The organism is Gemella taiwanensis (assembly GCF_054054385.1).
In genome coordinates this window covers 117,512-140,790 of sequence record NZ_JBSMTL010000001.1, presented here as the reverse complement: position 1 = coordinate 140,790, position 23,279 = coordinate 117,512, and the positions used below count along the sequence as shown (strand labels likewise).

The following is a 23,279-nucleotide window of genomic DNA, read 5'->3' as shown; positions in this document are numbered from 1 at the left end:
CGACAGCCTAGTATTTATATGTCACACTTTTTCACAAATTCATGAATCAATTTATTTACAACATGTGGTCTATCAGTGTTCGAATTATGACCAGCATTATCAATCCACTCAACAGGCTTCCCAGATTTTTTCTCATATAATTTCAAATATCGGATACAGGAACCTGCCCGATCTTCTTTACCGCATATCACCATATGTGGACATTTTATTTCATAAGTCAGATTTTTTTCTACTGCTTTTGCCAAGATTTTATATCCATGCCCTACTAGATGAGAATATCTTTTTTTGTTCCCATCATATACCATCATCATATCCAACATTAATTTTCTTCCGTATTCAGTTGTTGATACGCCTTTCGGCCCCAGTCTCAAAAGTGTTTTCCATGGATAAATTCCATATATTACTTCTACTTTTTTTAATAACCATAATTCTATTACGGTATAATACTGCCTTTGAAGAGGAGCTGAATCAATAGTAACAATACCATTTAGTTTTTCAGAAAATAGTTCTGCATAAATCTGACCTAGATAACCTCCCATTGATTGTCCAATTAAGATTGGTTGATCAATTCCTTCTTTTATTAATATTTCATACAACCATTTTGCTTCATCAAACAAATCAAAATCAAGGTCAAAAGGATATGATGAAGCATGTCCAGGTGCATCCCAAACCAATACTCTGAACTTATCCTTAAAATATTCTATCTGTTTGTCAAACAATCTATGATCAGCAGTAAGTCCTGGCAAAAATATAAGAGCGATTCTTGATTGTTTATTAATTTCATTTATCCAATAATGAATCACTCCTGATGAAGTTTCTAGTGTTTTTTCCAGCATTATTGTCCCTCCACAACACTAATTTGTCATTGTTTAAAATAAATCCCATTATATAATTTCATAAACTCTTTGCAAACTTTGCTACAAGTTCATGATTAAGTGCAGTAGCTAAGATCTCTTCACTATCATTAGCTGTTGATGTCCAATTATATGATACGTGCATTAAATAGTCCATATCTATGATACAAAACTTATCATACACACGGTTATATCCTCTACTTCTCCATCTCAGAATAACAACAATATCTAATTCAACAACTCAACTCTCACACTTTTTAGCCTTTTTTCCTTTGAATAAGTTATCGAATAGCGTTTATCCTCCCCTTTAACAAATTAGTTCGATTGTCCAGAAATTTCGGTATTACTGGGCTTAAACAGCTATCAGTTCCTAATCCTTGATATCAATACAACACACTCGGAGGTTCAAACTTTCTTTTCATATCAAAGGTTTCTCTCCTCATTCTACGAGCACTATCCGAGATTATAAAATATTCTTCTACTTCTCTAATTATTTCGTTCAAGAAGTGTTACTGCTTCAACATGGTACGTTCCTGGGAACATATCTACAGGTTGCACTGCACCTAGTTTATAACCTAGCCCTCTCATAATTTCCATATCTCTAGCTAATGTTGCTGGATTACAACTAACATAGACTATTTTTTCTATATCCATAGCTGCAAGATCACGTAGGAAACTTTCCTCACAACCTTTACGTGGTGGATCCACGATAACTGCATCTAATTTCACGTTTTGTGATATTAATTTTTTAATTACATCTTCACTCTTACCTAGTAAAAACTCTGCATTAGTTATATTATTATTTTTAGCATTTTCTCGAGCATCTAAAACAGCCGCTTCTACTATTTCAATACCATATACTTTCTTAACTTTCTTCGCTGCGAATAAACTTATAGTTCCAATACCACAGTAAGCATCAATTATCGTATCAGTTTCTTTTAACTCAGCAAGTTCTAATGCTTTACTATACAATACCTCTGTTTGAATTGGATTTACCTGATAAAATGAACGAAGTGAAATCTTAAATACTATTCCGTCTAACGTGTCAGTTATATAGTCTTTACCAAAAAGTTTTTCAGTTTTATCACCAAAGATTACATTTGTTTTCTTGTCATTAATATTTAACATAATACTAACGATTCTATCGTCCAATTTAGATATTTTTTCAACAAATTCATCTAGTTTATTAAACTTCTCCTTCGCTACAATACCTACCATGATTTCACTTTTCAGGGTATTTGTTCTGAACATAATATGTCTAATAGCACCTGAGTGGTTATTTTCATCATAGATAGATAAGTTAAGTTCTGAAATTAGACTACGTAACTTGTTCATTAATACATTGTGTTCATCATATTGAATAAAACATTTCTCTATATTAACAACATCATGGCTTCGTGGTTTATAATATCCCATCTTAACTTCACCATTAACTTTTTGTACTGGAATCACAGATTTATTACGATAATGGTATCCATCTTCCATTCCTAGCGTATCTAATACTTCGATAGAATCTTTTCCAAGAGCTTTATCCATAACATTTTGAACTTTTTTCTTCTTAAACTTCAATTGCTCTTCATAGTTCATATGAACTAAATTTGCTCCAGAAGTCTTCGGAATACCATCTACTCTATTTTTAGAACTTTCAATAATATTAAGAACTTTTCCATAACCAAGATTTTTCTTTAATTTAATTATCTTAAACTTGATTACTTCACCTTCTATAACATCTTCAATAAAAATCGGAAAATTATCAATTTTTACTACACCAAGACCATCGTGGGTATAATCTATAACTTTCCCTTCGAATATATCATTTTTCTGCATAATTCACCTTTCTAAAATAAAAAGGAGAACAGACATAGGAAACTGACTTCCCTACTCTGTTCTCCTACATTTAATATTTATTAAACTATCTTTACATGCTTAAACCAATTACTTTAATTGAATTAACAAACTCAAGATCTTTAATTCGTTTATTTAATTTTTCAATATTTATATCACCTGAACTTAGCTCTAAAGAAATAATTATCGTAGCTTTTGCATTAATCGGCACGGTTTGGTGAATAGTAAGTACACTACACTTTTCTTCATTAACAACCGCTAAAATTCTGCCTAATATTCCAGGAATATCATCAACATCAATAGATAGTGATAGAATAGATTGTCTTTTCACATCTTGAATCGGGAAAATTGTATCTTTATATTTATAGAATGCACTTCTACTTAAATCAAATCTTTTAGAAGCTTCTAAAATTGATAATTTCGAATCTTCTTCTAAAGCTTTCTTCATCGCCAATGTCTTCTTTACAGCTTCTGGCAATACATCTTCTCTAATTATATAATAAACTTTTTCTTTATCCACAGTGGTTATCTCCTACTCTACGAATTCAAACTCACCTTTAAGGATCTTAACAGTATCACCGTTTTTACATCCTCTATCACGTAAAGCATCGTCTACTCCCATAGAACGCATTTGTTGAGCAAAACGTCTAACAGAAGCATCACGGTTGAAATCAGTCATTAAGAATGCACGTTCGATACCAGGTCCGCTTACTACATAAGCACCTGTGTCATCACGAGTAATCTTGAATGTTTCATCCTTAGGTTTATGTTTATAAAGAACTCTGTTTTCCATACTTTCTTCTTCCGTATCAAGTTCATATAACGTATTTGGATCTGTGTTATCTAGAATATCACTTATTTTATAAAGTAAGTTATCAATATTACTACGTGTGAAGGCAGAAATTTCAACGATATCCACATCTTCACCGTCATTTTCTAATTGTTTTTTAAATTCTTTAAGATTTTCACTCGCAACTGGAATATCCATCTTGTTAGCTACTACTACTTGAGGTCTTTCTAAAAGTCTCATGTTATATTCCGCTAATTCTTGGTTAATAATTTTATAATCTTCATATGGATCACGACCATCAGTTGCCGACATATCTACTACGTGAACAATAACTTTCGTTCTTTCGATGTGACGTAAGAATTGGTGACCAAGACCTACACCTTGACTAGCTCCTTCGATTAATCCTGGAAGGTCAGCCATAACAAAACTTCTGTGGTCTTTTGTTTCTACTACACCAAGATTTGGCGCTAATGTTGTAAAGTGATAATCAGCAATTTTTGGTTTTGCTTTTGATGTTATTGATAATAATGTTGATTTACCAACTGAAGGGAAGCCTACAAGACCTACATCTGCCATAAGTTTTAATTCTAAAGTCAGATTTCTTTCTTCTCCTGGTTCACCATTTTCAGCGATCTCTGGTGCTGGGTTTGATGGAGTTGCGAAACGACAGTTTCCACGTCCTCCACGACCTCCACGAGCTACTACTACTTCTTGCTCATGTTCTACTAAATCTGCTAATACCTCTCCAGTATCAGTATCACGAATTACAGTCCCAGGTGGTACTTTTAAGTATAAATCTTTAGATTTTCTACCATGCATACCTTTACTCATTCCATTCTCACCATTAGGTGCTACGAATTTCTTCTGATAACGATAATCCATGAAAGTTCTTAAACTTTCATCAACTATAAATACAACGTTTGCTCCACGTCCACCGTCACCACCTGCTGGGCCACCTTTTGGAACATACTTTTCTCTTCTAAATGCTACTAATCCATTCCCACCATCACCTGATCGGACGAATATTTTTACCTCATCTAAAAACATAAAAATCTCCTATACAATTCTCTTTATTTTCTTAAACTTCAACTTTTAAACTATATAAAATTCAACTTGATAAAAGTTCATATACCATGAACTATTATAACATAATTTTTCCTTTGATAATAATATTTAGCGAGATTTTAAACAAAAAAATATACGGCTGCATACACAGCCGTACTTTACTCCACAGGCAGGACTCGAACCTGCGACCCTCTGATTAACAGTCAGATGCTACTACCAACTGAGCTACTGTGGAAAAATCTCTAAATAAAAAAATGGAGCGGGTGATGAGAATCGAACTCACAACATCAGTTTGGAAGACTGAGGTTTTACCACTAAACTACACCCGCATGAATATTTGTTATTAACTTATGTATTAATTATATAATAGATATTATTGTTTGTCAACAACTTTTTTAATTTTTTTTTATTTTTTTAAAAATTCTTAATTTTGTTAGCTTTACTAAAGAATTATTTTGAAAATAAGCAATATCTATAGAAAAATTAACAATATTTCAATTGGTAATATATAGTATAATGTTTTTTCTTTAATTTGTAAAGGTATTTTTGTAGTAAACTATAAAATTTATCCCTACTTTGTAATTCTTAAAAAAACTATTCAAGGTATATTGACTGGCCTATTTTGGTATTATATAATTTTTTGTATGAAGGTAATTCAAAATATTTTATAAAAATTAAACATTATATATTAGGAGAAGGAAAATATGAAATCTAAATTACTATTTACAGTCCTGTTATCATCTTCTGTAATTCTAAGTGGGTGTTCATTGTTTAAAAGCGATCTAATTAGCCAAAATAAAGCAACAACATCAAAAAATGAAAACTCAAAAGATAAAGTATACGGTCTTAATGAAGAATGGATTGTAGATGGTCAATGGAGATTAAAAATAACAGAGGTTAAAACTACTCAAGATAGAACTAAACATATCAAAGAAAAAATAGCACAAGTAGTTATCATAAAATATACTTATGAGAACTTAGGTTTTAAAAATGAATATCAAGACCTATTTTTAACACCTAGAACAGTTGTTGATGGAGCGGAAAAGGAAGCTAGAATTTATCCAGTTAATTCTTCAAAATATCCAGAACCTACTCCAATTGGTGCAATCTCAGAATCTGCTATGGGATACGGTTTAAGTACGGAAAGTGACAAAATTAAAATTTCTTTTAGCCAATTCAATCAAGATGGTAAAACAATGGAAACAGCCACTTTTGAAGTTCCAGTAACTAAATAATACATAGAATAAAAAGGTTTGATATACAGAAAATTATAATGTATATCAAGCCTTTTCTTATTAATATGATTAATCCATACTTAGAATAATGCTTCCCTATCCTACTTGAATTTATTATAAATCAAAACTCTATATAAAATTAAATTACACAGTTATTCCCCTTTTAATTCTGTATATTTTTTATTTGATCCAAAACTTTCTTTAATAGGATACTTACTAGAATTAATAATTAACTTATCTGTAATAATTTTTTCTACATCAAGATTTAAGTTGTCTGCAAGTATAAAAGCATAAATAAAAACATCTGCTAATTCTTCTTTAATTTGTGGTAATTTTTCTGATACAGTTACCTCTGATGTTTTCCATTGAAATAATTCCAATAATTCACTAGCTTCTAGAGATATTGATATAGCCAAATCTTTTTCATTATGGAATTGTCTCCAGTTTCTCTCATCTCTAAATTTATTTATTTTCTCTATAGTTTCTTTCATTATCCTTCACCTCAAATACATTATAACACTGTATTTAGATAATTTCATTATCCTTATTTGCAATATGTGGGTCAAGTGTGGGTCAATATATGCCATTCAAGTATACTTTTATACTATCAGAGGAAAGTCAAAACATTGTCAAAACATTGTCAAAAGACAAAACAAAAAGCCTTAAACGTTGATACTTTAAGGCTTCTCTAACTTTATTATTTAGTTTCTCTGTGTAAAGTCACTTTTTTTAATCTTGGACAGTATTTTTTAAGTTCAATACGGTCTGGATTATTTCTTTTGTTCTTTTTAGTAATGTAGTTTCTGTCACCACATTCTGTACAAGCTAATGTTACATTTACGCGCATTAATATAACCTCCTATAAAATTTAATCTTAACAACTTTTTCATACAACAAAATATATTATAACATTACTTTATAAATATTTCTAGTATAAAGTGTAAATTTTTTAAATTTTTTTAAAGAAATATAACTTTATATTACGTAAACTACTTCTATCGATTACTCACCGAATACTTTATAGTAATCTTGTTTGAATTTTTCTATTCCAATATCAGTTAATGGATGTTTAACCATTTGTTTAATTACAGAATAAGGAACAGTAGCAATATCGCATCCTAATTTAGCACATTCAGTAACATGAATTGGATTTCTTACACTTGCTGCGATAATTTGTGTATCAATATCATTATTAGCAAAAATTTCCACTATCTCTTCTATTAATAATAATCCATTATGAGAAATATCATCTAATCTACCTAAAAATGGAGAAACATATGTTGCACCAGCTCTAGCTGCTAATAACGCTTGAGTTGGACTAAAGATTAGAGTAACATTTGTTTTAATTCCCTCTTTTTTTAATACATTTACAGCTTTTAATCCATCTTCAGTCATAGGAATCTTAACAACCATATTAGGATGAATTTTTGCAATTTCTCTTGCCTCTTCTAGCATATCCTTCCAATTAGTAGTAGTAGCTTTTACTTCTCCACTAATAGGACCGTCTACTATTGAAGTAATTTCCTTAATAACTTCTTTAAAATCGCGTCCTTCTTTTGCGATTAATGACGGATTTGTAGTAACTCCACTAACTACTCCTAATTCATTAGCATTTCTAATATCTTCGACATTTGCTGTATCTATAAAAAATTTCATTATATTATCCCCTCTCATTTTTATAGTAACCTCATAATATCACATCCAGAAAGTGTTTTCAATTTTATAGCTTCAATTATAACTATTTCTTTATTGTTTTTCAATCCAATATATGATAGAATAACACTATAATTAGGAGGCAGATGATGAAGAAATTTTTAGAAAAAGTACCATATTTAATTTTTTCTTTCTTTTTATTTATAATACTCCCTCTGTGTTCTTATTTTATATCGAATAGATCTGGGATGATAATTTTATTATTGATTATCCTATACCCTGTTATTAGTTTTCTAATTTCGTTTCTATATGCATATAATAAAGAAGACTTTAGCTATATTTTCTCATTTATTATAGGAATTTTTTATATAATATCATGTTTAATCATTTTAAACTTTGATATTCTTATCTATGGTTTAGGGTATATATTCTTCAGCCTTTGTGGTCAAGGGACTGGTTTTTTAATTGGGAAGTTTCGAAAACGTAAAAAAAGAGCTAAACAGAGTTAGTTAAATTTATCAAAAAGAGAAGACGTGTTTTTTATAATACACTTCTTCTCTTTTATTATTTATACTATTCTAAAATACGGATTATATTTCATATCCTAAAAGAATTCCGCCTTCTTCACCATAAAAGCTACAAATTCCAGATGTAGGAACTATAATAAATTCTACATTCGAAAATTTCTCTTTTAATTTTTCTTCTATTTTTTTGCAAATATTTTCATTATTTCTATGTGTAATTACGGCTCTTCCACCTTTATATCCAGCTTTAATCATCTCTTCAACTACAGTAGATATCGCCTTTTTCTCACCACGTACTTTATGAAGTAAATGTAGAGTTCCTTCTTTACTCGCTTCTCCTACCATACGCATATTTAATAACCCTACTACAGCAGCTGCCAATTTTGATAAACGTCCATTTTTAACAAGATTATCCACTTTTTCTAAAGAAAAAATTAATTTAGTATTTTCTTGGTATTTTGTCATTTCTGAAACAACTTCATCAAAAGATAATCCTTCTTTAATTAATTCATTTATCTTAAGAAGAAATAAATCAATTTGACCACCTGCAGAAAGTGTATTGATTATATGAATGTTAGCATTCTCATTTTCTTCTCTCAACATCTTTTCACCGATTACTGCACTATTGTAACTTCCTGACATTCCACCAGTAAGAGTTAGAACTATAACATTATCAGCACCTTTATACGCAGCTAGATATGCCTCTGGACTAGGACAAGCTGATCTTGCCGTCTCTGAACTAGCATACATTTCCCTCATCATTTCGTCAATATTTAAATCTAACGTATCTACATAAACTTTATCTTCTATTTGTAATGAAAATGGCACTCTCTCATAAGCAACATTCTCAGCTTTATTAGGAATTTCTCTAAAATCGCAAGCAGTATCAACTACAATTTTCCACTCCATAATTTACCTCCAAGTATTTTATTTTAACTTTTCTACTAGATCATGCGTTTTTTTATATAATCTCACAGTATCACAGGCTGCCACTATTACTTCTGCTAGCCCCTCTCTCTTCTCGCCATTCATACACATAACAAAATTATCATACATCTCTTCAGAAGTCCCTTCAGAAGTCAGGCTATTTATCGTCTTACTAATCTCTTGTATTGAGAATACATTTTTTAAACATGTAATTACTATTAACCTTGCTAATTGTTTTCGATTATATTTTTTCTTAACTGGTTTATCTAAGTGACCATTTTTTACATAATTATTTATCATCGCTGAAGTTAAACCTTTATCATCATCGACAATTGAGGAGCTATCTAATCGATTAACGTATAATAGTACTTGATCTAAGTACAAATCAATATTTGGTAACTCAGACCATTTTGGATATACTTTGTTCAAATTCTTTCCTCCTTCTTATCTAGTTCTGATAATCACATTATATAGTTTTTTAAAATTAGAGTCAAGTGGTTATACAGGTAAAATAAAAAAGATTTTGTAGTATTTGCATTTACTACAAAATCTTTTTATTATTTAGCTAATTTCATTTTTTTCTTAATTCCTTTTCTCATATATAGATAGTAGAATAAGACACCTAAAGCATATACTGCAAGTCCTATTATCCAACCTATCCATAAACCTTCTATACCAATACCTTGTTTAAAAACAAAATAATATGCCGTAGGAATACCTACTAGATAATAACCGATAAACATTACCACACAAATCGGTACAACTTTTTTGTATCCACGAAGCACTCCTGCTAGTGCTGATGCAAATGAATCACAAATAGCAAAACCAATTGCGAATAATAATAGCTCAGCTGTTAAAGTTATTACTCCGCTATCACTAGTATATAAATATGGAATCTTCGTATCAAATAATAGTACGATTAAGCCTGCTATACTAGAGAATATCATTCCTATTATTACCATTAGTTTTGTATACTCTGTTGCCATTTTATAGTCTTTTGCTCCTACATGAAATGCTATTATAATTGTTGCAGCATTTGCAACACTAACTGGTAAAGTATATAAAAATCCAGAGAAATTTAACGCAGCTTGGTGGGAAGCAATAACTGTCGTATCAAAACGTGATACCATTAAAGATAACGTTGAAAAAACAACCGTCTCAAGTGCTGTAGCTAGTGCTATTGGAACTCCTAGTTTAAAAATTTCTCCCCATTTTTCAAATCTAACTTTTTCTTTTTCGAATATTTTATACTTATTAATTTTAGGGTTTGTTAGTACTATAAATAATGCAATGAAAAACAATACTGTATATGTTACTGAAACAGCAACTGCATTTCCAGCTCCACCAAGCTCTGGCATACCAAACTTCCCAAAAATAAAACTATACGCGAAAAATACATTTATAGGTACAGACACTATCATCATTATCATCGATAATCTTGTCAATCCTAAACTATCTATAAACGAACGTAAAACTACATACAAGAAGATTGATAGCACTCCAAAACTTTCATAAAACAGATAGTTCTTAGTTATTTTTGCAATATTACTATCCATACCTAATCGGTCTACTATTGGTGTTGCTAAAGTATTTAACCCAACAATTAAGACAATACTAATAATTATAGCTATGTACAGAAATTGTCTAACTACTGTAGGTATCTCTTCTTCTTTATTTTTTCCAATCAATTGTGAAACTATCGGAATTAACGCTAAAACGATCGCATTTAAAGTATACATAATTGGATTCCAAATATTAACACCCATACTCACACCGGCTAAGTCTGTAGGACTATAGTGTCCTGCCATAAAAGTCCCAATCATTCCTGACGAATATGAAATTACTTGATAAACTAAAACTGGTAGTAATAAATTAACAAAAATTTTTGCTCTTTCAGAAAAGTTTTTTCCTTGATACATATGTCCTCTCCTTTATATATTTTTTTCTTTTCACACACAAAAAAAATCCAAAAGCTAATTTACTTTTAGATATCATCGATTTATACTATATGCAACCGAGACTTGAATAGATTAAAAAACCGTTAGTCTAATCGCCAACTCAACCTCGACAAAAACTCACACCCACAATAGACTTACTTAATGCTGCTTCCTTCCGGACCTGACATGGTTCATAAGTATTGCGTCGTAAGGTGCCTTAGTCTCAACATTACGTGTTAAACTCGACATTCCCTATTCTACCCGCATCTCGGTATTCGGTCTTGCTAAAGCGGATTGCAAGTACAGGGCACCGCTAACTCCCCACCTAGCATTTTTTAATTATATCAAATTTAAATGTAAAAAGCAAGGGATTAATAAAAATTCTAAAATAAACTCCAAATTAGTAATTCATCTAGTAGCGGGAGTGACTCAAAAATCGCGATTTCGAAGAAATCGATTTTGTCGAGTCACCCCCGCACAGTTTATCAGATATCTAAAAAGCTTTTATAAAACGAATTTAGATATCAATAAACCACTGCGTCCAGGAGTTCTCATATAAACTTTGTTAAATTTTAGGACTTTTGAGTCACTCCCATCTACTTCAAAAATACTATTTTGGAGTTTTTCTAACATTTATTATTTTAACTTAGTTAATTCACTTAATTCTAAGATACATTCACTTTCACTAATAACTAAACAAGGAATACCAATCTTCATATTTCCTCTTATTCCATCAAACTGTGTGTAAGTGTCTCTTACGAATAAGAATTCTTTAAAGTTTTTTAATGAAGACATAACTTCTACTTCTTTATAAGTAATTCCTAATTCTGCTAGTCTTTCTTTAAATGGTGCAGTATCTGGACAAGTTTCTGCAAAGTATAAAATATATTCCATAATAATCTCCTTTTATAAAATCTTTCTTTTATTATATCACTTTTAACGTTTTCTTTGTATTTTCACCCTCTGAATTGAAGAAGAAAATACAGATGCTAGTAGTATCCCCATTGCTATTGCCCCAGCCTGAAGGAGTGTTTCCATCCCTACTTTTGAAGCTACACCATAATTCTTTGTTACTATATTTTGCATTGTATTATACATACCATATCCTGGCACCAATGGCACCATCCCTGTATAAATAAATATAGTAGCCGGTAGCTTTAAAAGCTTAGATGCATTTGTTGATAATATACCAACACAAACAGCACCTAAAAAACTACTCACAACAACGTCTGCTAATAACAAGTTAACTACCACTTGAATTAACCAACCGATAGCTCCAATCAGTCCACAAGTAAACAATGATTTTCTCGGCGCATTAAAGAAAATTGCAAATGCTACACTAACTACAAATCCTGCAATAAATTGTATAAATACATTATTCTCCATAAATTTCTCCTTACACCAATTTCAATCCCATAACTACGCCAAGTGCAATAGCTGTTGATACAAAGATTGCTGCCTGTATTCCAATCATCCCTGATAAATAATCACCAGCCATAAAATCACGTACAGCATTCGTAACCTGCACTCCAGGAACAAGCGGCATTAACCCCGCAATAATAATACTAAAAGGATTATATATTAAGAAAAACTTGTTTAACACCATTACCATAATGGTAGCTATAAATGCTCCTAAAAAATTACTCACAAAAGATGTAAGTTTATATTTCGCAGTTAAAGTCAAGAACATAGCTTCAATCGCCATAACAATGAATGCGTATAAGCTATCCTTAAACGTTCCTCCAAACATTATCGCAAAAAAGGGACCTGATAAGGTTAAAGCAATAATCACAGAAGTATTTGAATATCTTTTTTTAGCCTTTATTTCTTTCATTTTTTTGAAGGCATAATCTAGAGTACACCCCCCCATTACCATTCTTCTTGAGATATCATTTAATAGAGCAATTTTTTCTAAATCACGATCCCCTAATACAACTCTTCTCATCGCAGTATAAGTATTATCATCATAAACAAAAGAGACAATTACAAAGTTATATGTCACTAGAATATTTGCAGCTTTTATATTGTCAAACGATCTATAAATTCTATTTACAGTATCTTCAACCCTATATACTTCAGCTCCATACGCCAACATGCTTTTAGCTATTTTCATACTAAAATTCAATAACATTTTAGCTTCTTTTTCATCATGTAAAGACTGTAACATACCTTCCCTCCTCTTAAATAAATTATTATGAAATAATTTCTAATATTTTTTTATATTTATTTTTAAATTCTTCAACTTTATTTTCTTGAACTTCTGTTGCTTTTTCAAGTTGATTTAAAATATACTCAATTTTAGACAGCTCTAATTTTTGTTTTTTTACAAATAGCTCATTCTTTTCTACTAACAAATATTTTCCAAAGTTTATTTCATCTTCTGATAAATTCATAACTCCTGGTTTTGCTACTATAATTTCATAAATATGACCATCTTCTTCGATAATATTTTCTGCAGTTATTTCATATCCTAATTCTTGTAATTTTTCTCTAACGAAATTTTCACCAACATTAGGTTGTAATACTAGATTTGGTTTATTTGCTAATTTGTCCTTTCCTTTTTCTAAAATATCAGCAATTAGCTTACCACCCATACCACATATTGTAATTACTTCTATATTATCACTTAATTCAATAGCATCTAGACCTGCAGCTTTACGACAATCAATAACCCCTACAAGGTTTTCTTCTTGAACATTTTTTATTGATACTTTGTGCGGTCCTTCAACTATTTCTCCGGCTACTGCAAAATCAATTTTATTATTTTTTGCTAAATAAATAGGTAGATATGCATGATCACTACCAATATCTGCTAATCTTCTATTCTCAACATATTCAGCTACTAATTTTAATCTTCTATTAATTGCTAACATCATTTCTCCTTTTTATTAATCGAGAAAATCTTTACTAAAACTCGTAGTAATAACAGTTTTCTCTTTTTTTCCTATATTTTCAAAGTCAGTTATTATATTGTCGCCAAATTCAGCTTTTAACTTTTTAGAAATCTTTCTTAGTCTTTCTTCTTCTTTGTAATCTTTTTTATCAAAAATATCTAGTTGCACCTTAAGTTCTTTTGACTTTTTAATATCATTTAGTGAAACCCCTAGTAATCTAACGCCACGTGAAAAATCATAGTGTTCCAGTAAAAGCTCCCATGCATAATTAAAAATTTCATTTGTACCAGATATAAATTCTGGAATCTTTTTAGATCTAGTAATGGTTTTAAAATCACTAAATCTTACCATGATTGAAATATTGTTTCCTACATAATTACGTGATTGAACTCTTGAACTTACTTTCTCACTTAATTTCTTAACTTCTCTTAAAATATCATCTTCATCTATTAAATCATTTGTAAATGTTTTCGAATTCCCAATTGATTTTCTATCAGCTGTATATTTTAGTTCATCACTACCTTCCCCATTAGCCCTATTCTTTAGTCTTAAACCTTGAACACCTAATAGACTATGTAGAATTACTTCATTTGCTTCAGCAACATCACCAATAGTATTAATTCCAATATTTTTAAGTTTTTTTGTAGATGCTTTCCCACAACCGTGCATTTCACCAATATCCAAATTCCAAAGGATATCCTTATAATTTTTTTTATTTATAATAGAAAATCCTAAAGGTTTTTTCAAATTTGAACCCATCTTCGCAAAAAATTTATTAAAAGATACTCCTACCGATGAAGGCATACCTAATTGTTTATATATTCTTCTTTGTATTATGGCTATTACCTTTATCGGTTCATGAAAATCACTTAAATCTATATATGCTTCATCAACCGAGACTATCTCAATCTTATCTGTATATTCTCGTACTAAATCAAAAATCCTCTTTGATTCTTGCTGATACTTCGGCATATCAGGTCGAAGTATTTTTATGTTAGGGTAAATCTTTCTGGCGTCTCCTACACGCATAGTTGTCTTTATCCCTAATTTCCTCGCTTCATAATTAGAGGTTACAATTATTCCATGTCTAGTTTTCACTTCTCCTGCTATTGCTAAAGGTTTCCCTTTCAATTCAGGATTATATTTTTCTTCTACACTTGCATAAAAGCAATTCATATCAATATGAGCAATAACTTTAGACATTTTTTCACCCCTTTTAATAGACTAAAAACGGGAACAATAGGGTTTCTGTCAATTTAATTTCAAAATATTAATTGATCCCACCCTATTTTAATTTCCCGTTATGTTTTCATTATTAAACTAATGAAAAGTTAATTATTATTATTGGTTTTCTCTTAGTATTGTCATATAGTAAACTAGATAACATACTTCTTATCTCAGCCTTAACAGCTGCACATTCTCTGATACTCTTAATTGGATTATTTTCTAAGTACTCGATTACTTTTTCTTCCGCTTCTTTAATCAGTTCCATACTTTTCTTAACATAGACAAAACCTTTTGTTTGAATAACTGGTTTTCCTACTAAAGTTTTCTCTTTTTTACTAATTGCATATGAAGCTACGAAAATTCCATCGTTAGAAAGTAATTTTCTATCTTTTAGAACACTATCTTCTACATCACCAATTCCGCGACCATCGACTAATATGTTCCCTACTGGAATATTATTTTGTAAAGTTTTAGACTTACTTCCACTGATTTCCAAAGTTGTCCCTTTAGATAAGATGTGAATATTCTCTCCAGCTACACCAGTTTCTGCAGCAATTTCTGCATGTTTGCGAAGGTTTCTAAATTCCCCTTGAACTGGAATAAAGTGTTTAGGCATAAGCATGTTTAACATCATTTTTAGTTCTTCTTTTGTTGCATGACTTGCAGCGTGAAGACGTTTAGAAGCTGTAACAACATTTGCTCCAAGTTTAACTAATAAGTTTAGTGTTTGGAATAACATTACTTCCATATTTGGAGACGGTGTCGCAGCAACCATAATCGTATCTCCAGATTCGATCTGAATTCCATTAACTTTTTTCTCAGCAATATTTTTCATCGCTTCGATCGGCTCCCCTTGATCTCCAGATGAAAGAATACATACTTCATTTTGTGGATATTCTTTTAATTCTTCAATTGAAATTAAGTTACTATCTTCAATTTGTAAGTAATTCATATTTCTTGCAGTATTGATAGATGCTTCAATTGCTTGACCTAAAAGTAAAATTTTTCTATTTTGAGCCAGTGCTGCTCTAACAATATGAGAGATTGTTAAAAAGTTAGAAGCATAGCATGTTACAATAATACGTTTATTAGCTTGATAAAATGCATTATCAATTTGCTCAGCAGCTTCATTTTCAGGAACATTATATCCTTTAACGTTAGCATTACTTGAATCACTTAGTAGTGCAAGAACACCCTTTTGACCTAGTGTACTAATTTTCACAATATCAGATTTATATTCTTTACTTACTGATTGGTCAAATTTAAACTCACCAGTATAAACGATATTTCCTTGACTAGTTTCAATACAAATACCTAAAGAATCCGGCATTGAATATGTTGTCTTGAAGAATGTAACACTAGCATTATTAAAATCATATTTATTATTATCTTTTACATAGTAAAACTTAATTCTTCTTTTTATTCCTAATTGTTTAAGGTGATTTTTTAATAAATCAATTGTTAACTTAGAACCATAAACAGGACATTTTAGTTTATCAATAATATAAGGAACAGCCCCCATTGAACTTACATGTCCATTTGATAAAAATATCCCTTTAATTTTTTGTTTATTTCTAACTAAGTAACTAATATCAGGTATAACAGCATCAATACCGATCATTTCTGTTTCAGGGAACATTAAACCTGCATCAAGAACATAAATTTCATCACCGATTTCTACCATATACATATTTTTAGCTACTTCTTCTACCCCTCCTAATGGAGTGATACGAATTTTAGCTAACTTTTTAGATTTATTTTGTTGAGATTTAGCTTTATTTACATTATTAATTTTCTGTACTACTTGTTTTGAGTTATTTTGTTGCTCTTTAGCCACAACTTTTTTTGAATTTTTAGGTCTAGTATTATTTTTCTTAGACGCTTGATTATTTTTCGGGCTATTGTTCTTTTGTAAATTTTTAGCAATAATTATTCCGTTATTACTCATTTTTTCCTCCTTGTAACATTGATTTTATTGGTTCGAAGTCTCTTCTATGAATTGGTGTAACACCATACTCTTTTAGTCCTTCTAAATGTTTCTTAGTTCCGTATCCTGCATTATTTTCAAAATCGTAGTTTGGATACTTTTTTGCATATTCTTTCATTAAATTATCACGATAAACTTTCGCCATTACTGATGCTGCTGCAATAGATACACTCTTCTCATCACCTTTTACCATACTAAAATTAGGTATAGGATAATTTTCAAACGGCATAGCATCTATAAGTAGAAAATCCGGTTTAACTTCTAACTTTTCAACAGCTCTTTGCATCGCTATACGCGCAGCGTTGTAAATATTATATTTTTCAATTTCAATATTATCAACTTCACAAATAGCATAAGCAACAGCTTCGTTTTTTATCTGTTCATATAGTTCTTCACGTTTCTTTGCAGATAATTTCTTTGAATCATTTAATCCTTCGAAATAGCTGTCTTTTTTTAGAATTACCGCAGCAGCAACTACTGGTCCAGCAAGCGGTCCTCTACCTACTTCATCTATTCCACAAATATACTTACATCCATTATTATAACATTTATTTTCGTAAAATGATTTTTTTTCATACTCTTTTTTATAAAAAAGTTTTTTCTCTTGCTTCTTAGCATAACTTAGTAGTAGTTTTTGAACTCCTGATCTTTCATCTTTTTTTAGTTCATTTAATATTTCCTCGGAAATGACTTCTTGGTTTAAGAGTTCCTTTACCTCACTAATTTTCATTTTGTTCCTCATTTTCTAATAAAACATTATAATTATCTAACGTAATAAGTCCAAATTTTTGTGTTCTAAAATCTTGAATTAATAGTTTAATTGTTGAATCGTAATCATAATCTCCACCAATTTTTTTAAATCTTTTTTCGGCTACTTTTTCCATAATAAATACATTTTCATCATCACTATTAACATTTATCTTATACAAATTATTTAGATTCTCTAAATAATTTTCCTTTAAAAGCTCAATTAAATATAAACTAACATCATCAAGTGGAGTAATATCATCCTTTATAGAACCAATTAAACTTAATTTTTTACCAATTTCTTGATTGTCAAACTTTGGCATAAGTATTCCTGGAGTATCTAATAGTTCTATATCTTTATTTAATTTTAACCATTGTTGTTTTTTAGTAACACCAGGTTTATTTGCAGTGTTAGCTACATTTTTCTTAATCAGTTTATTTATAAACGTCGATTTACCAACGTTAGGTACACCTATTACCATTGATCTAATTGCTCTTGGTTTAATTCCTTTTGCAACTTGGCGAGCTATTTTTTCTGCTAATTCTTCTTTTGCTTTATCGATTACTTTGTTTAAGTTATTACTATTTTTTGCATCAGTATATACCACAGTATACCCTTTATTCTCAAAATAATTTTTCCATTTTGCTGTTTCAGCTCTGTCACATAAGTCAATTTTATTAAATATAATTATCTTCTTTTTATCTTTAACAACTTCATCTAGGTACATATTATGTGAAGAAAGCGGACAGCGTGCATCTACTAACTCAAAAACTATATCTACTAGTTTCAGTTTCTCTTTCACTTCTCTTGTTGCCTTGGCCATATGACCCGGGAACCATTGAATAACCATAAATTTAACTCCTTATCTTTTTATTTTTTTAAATTTCTATTGTTTTATACAGTCTTTACTATTTTACCACATTTTCAAGTTTTTTTAACCTATTTTAGTGTCAATTATTCGTAAAACATTAATATTTTATAATTTCCATATCTATCAATTAAAAAATCGTTCATTTCCACACACAACCTCATATAAATAAAAAAACAAGACAGCTACGCTACCTTGTTCTTTTTATTTATCTTTTATCTACTTTCTTAACAATAGTATCACCAAGAATTTGAAGTGCAAATACTATTATTAATATTAACACTGTCGCAACAAATGTTAAAGTACTGTTATTTCGTTGGAAACCATCTAAGTAAGCTAAGTTACCTAGTCCTCCGGCACCGATAACTCCTGCCATCGCCGTTGATCCAACTAATGCTATCGCCGTAACAGTTAATCCTGAAATTATTGCTGGTAAACTCTCAGGAATTAAAACTTTCAAAATAATAGTAGTTTTTTTAGCTCCCATTGCACGAGCTGCTTCAATTACACCTTTATCCACTTCACGTAATCCGATTTCTACTAAACGAGCGTAGAATGGTGCAGCTGAAATAATAAGTGCTGGAATTGCTGCTTGAACACCGATAATTGTACCGATTAAAGCCTTAGTGAATGGAATTAATAATACAATTAAAATAATAAACGGAATCGCTCTAAAGATATTAACAATTGCTGTAACAACTGTGTAAAATCCACGTCCAAATGTACTCTTACTATTAGATGTTAAGTATAACAGTAATCCTAAAAATAAACCGATGATGAACACTGCGATTAGTGACTCAAAAGTCATAATAAGTGTTTCAATTGTTTTGTCTTGTACTTTATCCCAATTAACTCTTGAAAAATCAAACATTATAACACCTCCGTTAAAATACCTAGTTCATTTAATCTAGCTATTACTTTATCTGTATTTTCTTTCGAACCAATTAATTGAACAAACAGCGTACCTATATTCGCATTTGCTGTCTTATCAATGTGACCATTAATAATATTAAAATCAAAATCAATTTCTTTTATTAACGTACTAAGAATAGGTTTTTTCGAAGTATTATTGTCAAAAGTAAATTTAATAATAATACCATCCGTAAATACTTTCTTCCATTCTTCAATATTTTCTCTCTCTTCAAATTCCGAAGCAAATGAAGTTTGAGCTAAGAATTTCTTCGTAACTTCTTGTGTTGGGTGATAGAACACTTCAGAAACAAGACCATTTTCAGCAATTGTACCACCATCTATAACAGCAACTTTTGTACAAATAGTTTTAATTACATTCATTTCATGAGTAATTAGGACAACAGTTATATTAGTTTTGTTGTGAATTTCTTTAATAAGATTTAATACTTCAGCAGTTGTCTCAGGGTCAAGCGCACTTGTCGCTTCGTCACAAAGTAAAATCGAAGGATTACCTGCTAATGCACGTGCAATACCTACCCTTTGTTTTTGACCACCTGATAATTGAGAAGGATAAGCATTTAATCTATCTTCCAACCCAACTAACTTAGCCAATTCCTCTACTCTTTCTTTAATTTCAGTTTTTGATTTCCCTAAAATTTCTAATGGGAATGCTATATTTTCAGCAACAGTTCTACTCCATAATAGATTAAAGTGTTGGAAAATCATTCCAATTCTTTGACGTTTCAATCTACGCTGTTCTTCAGTTATTTTATTGAAGTCATCACCATCAATAATTACCTCTCCATCTGTTGCCACTTCAAGTCCGTTTAACAGCCTTACTAACGTACTTTTTCCAGCACCAGAATAACCAATTATACCGTAAATATCACCTTTTTCAACTTTTAAATTAATATCTTTTAGCGCATGAACTTTATTGTTATAAATCTTATTTACTTTTTTTAATTCAATCATGTCTAGCTCCTTTCTCTTTTTAAAAAATAAAAAACACCCTTACTCCATCTAGGAATAAGGGCGTTATACGCGGTACCACCTTATATTTCACTTGTAATAACTACTAACATAGTCTATCCTATAACGTGGATCGCCGAACAAAGTTTACAATTACGTTTACCTTATTAACCACTCGAACCATTTTCATATATTTCATATTATACCTTTTCAGCTTACGGTACTCTCTTTAAATATTACATATATTACTTATACGAGTATTGGTTTTTATTAATTTCTATTAAGTATACCATTATACTTTTATAGTGTCAAGTATAATTTTTGAAATTATCCTTTGAAAATTCTGAAAATATTCCACTAATTTTCCAATTTAATATTATTCTCAACAAGGTAATCTCTAACTACTCTTGCCATATCATCTAATAGATCATCTAATTCTTCCCAGTTTTTGACTGTTGCACCACTTGCTAATGGATGACCACCACCGGCATATTTTTCTGCTAGTGTATTTATAACTGGACCTTTAGAACGAAGTCGAACACGTACTTTATTTCCTTCATCTATTGCAAAGCACCACGCATATAGACCTTTTAAGCTTCTAAGTAAGTTTACTCCTGTTGAAACTTCTCCTGGATCAACACCGTATTTATCCATATCTTCTTTTGTAATTTTTAAATACGCAACTCCATCTTGATAAACATCATAATTTTCAAAAATGAACGCTCTAAATCTCATAATATTCTCACTGATAATTTCCATTTTATCTAATAATGCACTCATATTGAAATCATACTTTATAAGTTCTGATGCAACTTTTAGAGTATTATTTGAAGTATTTGGGAATAGAAATCTACCAGTATCTCCCACAATACCAAGATAAAGTAGTTTTGCCGCTTCATCATTCAATTTCACATTGTATTTTTCGTTTAAATATGTATAAAAATTATATATTAATTCACTACAAGATGAAACCTCTGTATCAACTAAATTAATACTTCCATAATTATCTAATGGTGGGTGATGATCAATTTTAATTAAAAAGTTATTTTTAGTAAATAGTTTCCCATCAATTCTAGGAAAATTAGCCGTATCTGTTACAATAACTAAAGCATCTTTATAGTCTTCTTCTGTTACTTCTAAATTTTTGAACAAGAAGTCCAATGAAGGAGAATCCTTACCTACAGTTATTAGAGTTTTTTCTGGAAAGTTTTCCTTAATAATTTGATACATTGCCCCTTGAGAACCATATGCATCTGGATCTGGTCTTTCATGTCTATGAATTATAATTTTATCATTTTCTTTAATTTTTTGAAAAATTTCCTCATATAAATTTTCGTAGTTTGTATTCATCTAATTTCTTCTTTCTCTAATTTCTCTGGAATACTTGACAAGTTACCATTGCTTTTGCAACTAATTCTGTCTTATCATAAACTTCAACATCAAATTTAGCAGTTTTACGTCCTATATCTAAAATATTTACTTTTGTTGTTATTGTTCTATCTAATGGTACAGATTTTAAGAAATAAAGAGTAGTATTTTGCATAAGCACTTCACTTCTATTGTAGTTATAACTTGTAATATGAATAGATTCATCAATAATACTTAATAGAGCTGAGCTAGAGAATGTACCAAATTGATCTAACATTTGAGGAATAACTTTAACCTGTAACCCATCAGCTCTTGGGACAATACCTTTTCGCATAATTTCATCAAATGTATCATTATTATGACCTTCTTGGAATCTATTATTCGTTAATAATGAGTTAATAACTATTTTTCTAGTAACTACACCAAGTAATGTATTTTTCGAGTCTATTACAGGCATTAATTCATATCCTTCAGATAGCATAGTATTAGCTACTGAAGATATAGGTGTTTCTAAAGTCGTAGTTGCTACTTTTCTTTCCATCACTTCTTTTATAAGTGCATCTTTTTCTTGTAAGAAAACGTCACGAGCTGTAACAATACCAACTAATTTACCATATTCATTAATTACTGGATATCTAGTGTGACCTACTTCTAATTGTAAATCATACCAATCTTTTACAGTATCATTTAGATTTATTGTATATAATCTATCTACTTTCATATAAATACTTTCTACAGTAATTATATCCCTCTTAATAATTTGGTCATTAGTTACACGATTTATTAAGTGAGTTACTGAAAAAGTATCATGTGGCGTAATAATTAAAGGTAAATTTTTACTATCCGCAAGTGCTTTTATAGAGTCATTCGGTACATATCCACCTGTTACTAAAATAGCACAACCTTTCTCCAATGACATTTCAATAATTTTTGGACGATTCCCTATTATTAACAATGTTCCTTTTCGTATGTGTTGTCCTACTTGTTCAGAATCCATTGCCCCAATCGCAAAATCTTGCACTATTTCATGAACTCCTCCGCGTCCTGCGATTAATTGTCCACTTACTATATTAACAATCTCTGAATAAGATAATTTTTCTACATTATCACGTTCTTTTTTCTGAATTCTAACTGTACCAACACGTTCTATCGATGATACAAAACCACGATTTTCAGATTCTTTTATTGCACGATATGCTGTTCCTTCACTAACTTTCAGTTCTTTAGCTACTTGACGTACAGAAATCTTGCTACCAATCGGTAAGCTCTTTATATATTCTAATATTTTTTGGTGTTTTGATTTCATAATGATTCCTCCTTATATTTTTATTATAATACAAATAATTTATTTGTAACACATTCTATACATATGTAATTATATACTTTTTATAGAACTATTTCAAGATGAAAGAGGACGAAAAATAACTAATTTTACTTATTTCTCATCCTCTTTTATATTATTTATGTATATTTTCA

24 protein-coding genes, 2 tRNA genes and 1 other RNA gene are annotated in these 23,279 nt (G+C 30.2%); 1 reads left to right on the top strand and 26 read right to left on the bottom strand.

The genetic code is table 11. The annotated features are described in order from the left end of the window. Positions 1–14: 14 nt before the first annotated feature. From ACWOA3_RS00615 to ACWOA3_RS00585, 7 genes are all read right to left on the bottom strand, one after another. Complete coding sequence (locus ACWOA3_RS00615; RefSeq protein WP_456883780.1) at positions 15–836, bottom strand: alpha/beta fold hydrolase; 822 nt, start codon at positions 834–836, stop codon at positions 15–17. A 58-nt stretch (positions 837–894) separates the two neighbouring features. After that, entirely contained in the window at positions 895–1,038 is a 144-nt protein-coding gene (locus ACWOA3_RS00610) for a phospholipase D-like domain-containing protein (protein WP_196792831.1), read from the bottom strand. 302 nt (positions 1,039–1,340) lie between these two features. After that, entirely contained in the window at positions 1,341–2,681 is a 1,341-nt protein-coding gene (rlmD, locus tag ACWOA3_RS00605; RefSeq protein ID WP_456883779.1) for a 23S rRNA (uracil(1939)-C(5))-methyltransferase RlmD, read from the bottom strand. A 91-nt stretch (positions 2,682–2,772) separates the two neighbouring features. Continuing rightward, positions 2,773–3,219: an ACT domain-containing protein gene (locus ACWOA3_RS00600; RefSeq protein WP_456883778.1), complete on the bottom strand. Its 447-nt coding sequence runs from the start codon at positions 3,217–3,219 to the stop codon at positions 2,773–2,775. Positions 3,220–3,231: 12 nt separating this feature from the next. Then, complete coding sequence (gene obgE / locus ACWOA3_RS00595; RefSeq protein WP_456883777.1) at positions 3,232–4,536, bottom strand: GTPase ObgE; 1,305 nt, start codon at positions 4,534–4,536, stop codon at positions 3,232–3,234. Positions 4,537–4,715: 179 nt separating this feature from the next. After that, positions 4,716–4,789: transfer RNA gene (locus ACWOA3_RS00590), tRNA-Asn, on the bottom strand. 20 nt (positions 4,790–4,809) lie between these two features. Further along, a tRNA-Gly gene (locus ACWOA3_RS00585) sits at positions 4,810–4,883 on the bottom strand. A 375-nt stretch (positions 4,884–5,258) separates the two neighbouring features. Here ACWOA3_RS00585 and ACWOA3_RS00580 point away from each other — a divergent pair. After that, a complete protein-coding gene (locus tag ACWOA3_RS00580; protein ID WP_003146621.1) occupies positions 5,259–5,789 on the top strand; it encodes a hypothetical protein in 531 nt (176 codons plus the stop codon). Between the two features lie 152 nt (positions 5,790–5,941). Here ACWOA3_RS00580 and ACWOA3_RS00575 read toward each other — a convergent pair whose 3' ends face one another. From ACWOA3_RS00575 to ACWOA3_RS00485, 19 genes are all read right to left on the bottom strand, one after another. Further along, positions 5,942–6,280, bottom strand: a complete 339-nt coding sequence (locus tag ACWOA3_RS00575) for a nucleotide pyrophosphohydrolase (protein ID WP_456883776.1) — start codon at positions 6,278–6,280, stop codon at positions 5,942–5,944. 206 nt (positions 6,281–6,486) lie between these two features. Then, a complete protein-coding gene (gene rpmG / locus ACWOA3_RS00570; RefSeq protein ID WP_003145675.1) occupies positions 6,487–6,636 on the bottom strand; it encodes a 50S ribosomal protein L33 in 150 nt (49 codons plus the stop codon). A gap of 155 nt (positions 6,637–6,791) precedes the next feature. Continuing rightward, positions 6,792–7,445 (bottom strand): fructose-6-phosphate aldolase, encoded by a 654-nt coding sequence (fsa, locus tag ACWOA3_RS00565; RefSeq protein WP_271965411.1) that lies wholly within the window; start codon positions 7,443–7,445, stop codon positions 6,792–6,794. 587 nt (positions 7,446–8,032) lie between these two features. Further along, positions 8,033–8,875 carry a DegV family protein gene (locus ACWOA3_RS00560; RefSeq protein WP_456883775.1) on the bottom strand — a complete coding sequence of 281 codons (843 nt, stop codon included), beginning with the start codon at positions 8,873–8,875 and terminating at the stop codon, positions 8,033–8,035. An 18-nt stretch (positions 8,876–8,893) separates the two neighbouring features. Then, entirely contained in the window at positions 8,894–9,322 is a 429-nt protein-coding gene (locus ACWOA3_RS00555) for a DUF1836 domain-containing protein (protein WP_442565952.1), read from the bottom strand. Positions 9,323–9,450: 128 nt separating this feature from the next. Then, positions 9,451–10,812 (bottom strand): MATE family efflux transporter, encoded by a 1,362-nt coding sequence (locus tag ACWOA3_RS00550; protein WP_456883774.1) that lies wholly within the window; start codon positions 10,810–10,812, stop codon positions 9,451–9,453. Positions 10,813–10,899: 87 nt separating this feature from the next. Further along, positions 10,900–11,164, bottom strand: an RNA gene (gene ffs, locus ACWOA3_RS00545) — signal recognition particle sRNA large type. A gap of 302 nt (positions 11,165–11,466) precedes the next feature. Then, a complete protein-coding gene (locus ACWOA3_RS00540; RefSeq protein ID WP_456883773.1) occupies positions 11,467–11,724 on the bottom strand; it encodes a hypothetical protein in 258 nt (85 codons plus the stop codon). Positions 11,725–11,766: 42 nt separating this feature from the next. Then, a complete protein-coding gene (locus tag ACWOA3_RS00535) occupies positions 11,767–12,216 on the bottom strand; it encodes a threonine/serine exporter family protein (protein ID WP_204641217.1) in 450 nt (149 codons plus the stop codon). 10 nt (positions 12,217–12,226) lie between these two features. Continuing rightward, positions 12,227–12,997, bottom strand: a complete 771-nt coding sequence (locus tag ACWOA3_RS00530) for a threonine/serine exporter family protein (RefSeq protein ID WP_442565955.1) — start codon at positions 12,995–12,997, stop codon at positions 12,227–12,229. Between the two features lie 25 nt (positions 12,998–13,022). Continuing rightward, a complete protein-coding gene (locus ACWOA3_RS00525; RefSeq protein WP_442565956.1) occupies positions 13,023–13,703 on the bottom strand; it encodes a tRNA (adenine(22)-N(1))-methyltransferase TrmK in 681 nt (226 codons plus the stop codon). Between the two features lie 15 nt (positions 13,704–13,718). Beyond that, positions 13,719–14,927, bottom strand: coding sequence for a DNA polymerase IV (locus tag ACWOA3_RS00520; RefSeq protein WP_456883772.1), 1,209 nt, complete (start codon positions 14,925–14,927; stop codon positions 13,719–13,721). 112 nt (positions 14,928–15,039) lie between these two features. Beyond that, on the bottom strand, positions 15,040–16,899 hold the full coding sequence (locus ACWOA3_RS00515) for an RNase J family beta-CASP ribonuclease (protein WP_442565958.1): 1,860 nt from the start codon (positions 16,897–16,899) through the stop codon (positions 15,040–15,042). Beyond that, positions 16,892–17,668, bottom strand: a complete 777-nt coding sequence (locus ACWOA3_RS00510; protein WP_442565959.1) for a ribonuclease HII — start codon at positions 17,666–17,668, stop codon at positions 16,892–16,894. The genes ACWOA3_RS00515 and ACWOA3_RS00510 overlap by 8 nt, the downstream gene beginning before the upstream one ends. Next, positions 17,658–18,536, bottom strand: coding sequence for a ribosome biogenesis GTPase YlqF (gene ylqF, locus ACWOA3_RS00505; RefSeq protein WP_456883771.1), 879 nt, complete (start codon positions 18,534–18,536; stop codon positions 17,658–17,660). Before ylqF ends, ACWOA3_RS00510 begins: the two co-directional genes overlap by 11 nt. Before the next feature lie 226 nt (positions 18,537–18,762). Next, positions 18,763–19,425, bottom strand: a complete 663-nt coding sequence (locus ACWOA3_RS00500) for a methionine ABC transporter permease (RefSeq protein ID WP_003146643.1) — start codon at positions 19,423–19,425, stop codon at positions 18,763–18,765. Then, the gene (locus tag ACWOA3_RS00495) at positions 19,425–20,438 is read right to left on the bottom strand and encodes a methionine ABC transporter ATP-binding protein (RefSeq protein ID WP_003146644.1); all 1,014 of its coding nucleotides are present in this window, start codon (positions 20,436–20,438) and stop codon (positions 19,425–19,427) included. The genes ACWOA3_RS00500 and ACWOA3_RS00495 overlap by 1 nt, the downstream gene beginning before the upstream one ends. Positions 20,439–20,792: 354 nt before the next feature. Continuing rightward, positions 20,793–21,785: a DHH family phosphoesterase gene (locus tag ACWOA3_RS00490; RefSeq protein ID WP_456883770.1), complete on the bottom strand. Its 993-nt coding sequence runs from the start codon at positions 21,783–21,785 to the stop codon at positions 20,793–20,795. Positions 21,786–21,801: 16 nt separating this feature from the next. Beyond that, positions 21,802–23,109, bottom strand: coding sequence for a DRTGG domain-containing protein (locus ACWOA3_RS00485; RefSeq protein ID WP_442565962.1), 1,308 nt, complete (start codon positions 23,107–23,109; stop codon positions 21,802–21,804). Positions 23,110–23,279: the final 170 nt, after the last annotated feature.

What these genes read in the sequence shown, in the direction of transcription:
- ACWOA3_RS00490 (WP_456883770.1), bottom strand. Translation starts at nt 21,785, where the DNA reads ATGAATACAAACTACGAAAATTTATATGAGGAAATTTTTCAAAAAATT.
- obgE (WP_456883777.1), bottom strand. Translation starts at nt 4,536, where the DNA reads ATGTTTTTAGATGAGGTAAAAATATTCGTCCGATCAGGTGATGGTGGG.
- ACWOA3_RS00510 (WP_442565959.1), bottom strand. Translation starts at nt 17,668, where the DNA reads ATGAAAATTAGTGAGGTAAAGGAACTCTTAAACCAAGAAGTCATTTCC.
- fsa (WP_271965411.1), bottom strand. Translation starts at nt 7,445, where the DNA reads ATGAAATTTTTTATAGATACAGCAAATGTCGAAGATATTAGAAATGCT.
- ACWOA3_RS00535 (WP_204641217.1), bottom strand. Translation starts at nt 12,216, where the DNA reads ATGGAGAATAATGTATTTATACAATTTATTGCAGGATTTGTAGTTAGT.
- ACWOA3_RS00485 (WP_442565962.1), bottom strand. Translation starts at nt 23,109, where the DNA reads ATGAAATCAAAACACCAAAAAATATTAGAATATATAAAGAGCTTACCG.
- ACWOA3_RS00540 (WP_456883773.1), bottom strand. Translation starts at nt 11,724, where the DNA reads ATGGAATATATTTTATACTTTGCAGAAACTTGTCCAGATACTGCACCA.
- ACWOA3_RS00500 (WP_003146643.1), bottom strand. Translation starts at nt 19,425, where the DNA reads ATGTTTGATTTTTCAAGAGTTAATTGGGATAAAGTACAAGACAAAACA.
- ACWOA3_RS00530 (WP_442565955.1), bottom strand. Translation starts at nt 12,997, where the DNA reads ATGTTACAGTCTTTACATGATGAAAAAGAAGCTAAAATGTTATTGAAT.
- rpmG (WP_003145675.1), bottom strand. Translation starts at nt 6,636, where the DNA reads ATGCGCGTAAATGTAACATTAGCTTGTACAGAATGTGGTGACAGAAAC.
- ACWOA3_RS00615 (WP_456883780.1), bottom strand. Translation starts at nt 836, where the DNA reads ATGCTGGAAAAAACACTAGAAACTTCATCAGGAGTGATTCATTATTGG.
- ACWOA3_RS00550 (WP_456883774.1), bottom strand. Translation starts at nt 10,812, where the DNA reads ATGTATCAAGGAAAAAACTTTTCTGAAAGAGCAAAAATTTTTGTTAAT.
- ylqF (WP_456883771.1), bottom strand. Translation starts at nt 18,536, where the DNA reads ATGGTTATTCAATGGTTCCCGGGTCATATGGCCAAGGCAACAAGAGAA.
- ACWOA3_RS00495 (WP_003146644.1), bottom strand. Translation starts at nt 20,438, where the DNA reads ATGATTGAATTAAAAAAAGTAAATAAGATTTATAACAATAAAGTTCAT.
- rlmD (WP_456883779.1), bottom strand. Translation starts at nt 2,681, where the DNA reads ATGCAGAAAAATGATATATTCGAAGGGAAAGTTATAGATTATACCCAC.
- ACWOA3_RS00520 (WP_456883772.1), bottom strand. Translation starts at nt 14,927, where the DNA reads ATGTCTAAAGTTATTGCTCATATTGATATGAATTGCTTTTATGCAAGT.
- ACWOA3_RS00580 (WP_003146621.1), top strand. Translation starts at nt 5,259, where the DNA reads ATGAAATCTAAATTACTATTTACAGTCCTGTTATCATCTTCTGTAATT.
- ACWOA3_RS00560 (WP_456883775.1), bottom strand. Translation starts at nt 8,875, where the DNA reads ATGGAGTGGAAAATTGTAGTTGATACTGCTTGCGATTTTAGAGAAATT.
- ACWOA3_RS00515 (WP_442565958.1), bottom strand. Translation starts at nt 16,899, where the DNA reads ATGAGTAATAACGGAATAATTATTGCTAAAAATTTACAAAAGAACAAT.
- ACWOA3_RS00575 (WP_456883776.1), bottom strand. Translation starts at nt 6,280, where the DNA reads ATGAAAGAAACTATAGAGAAAATAAATAAATTTAGAGATGAGAGAAAC.
- ACWOA3_RS00525 (WP_442565956.1), bottom strand. Translation starts at nt 13,703, where the DNA reads ATGTTAGCAATTAATAGAAGATTAAAATTAGTAGCTGAATATGTTGAG.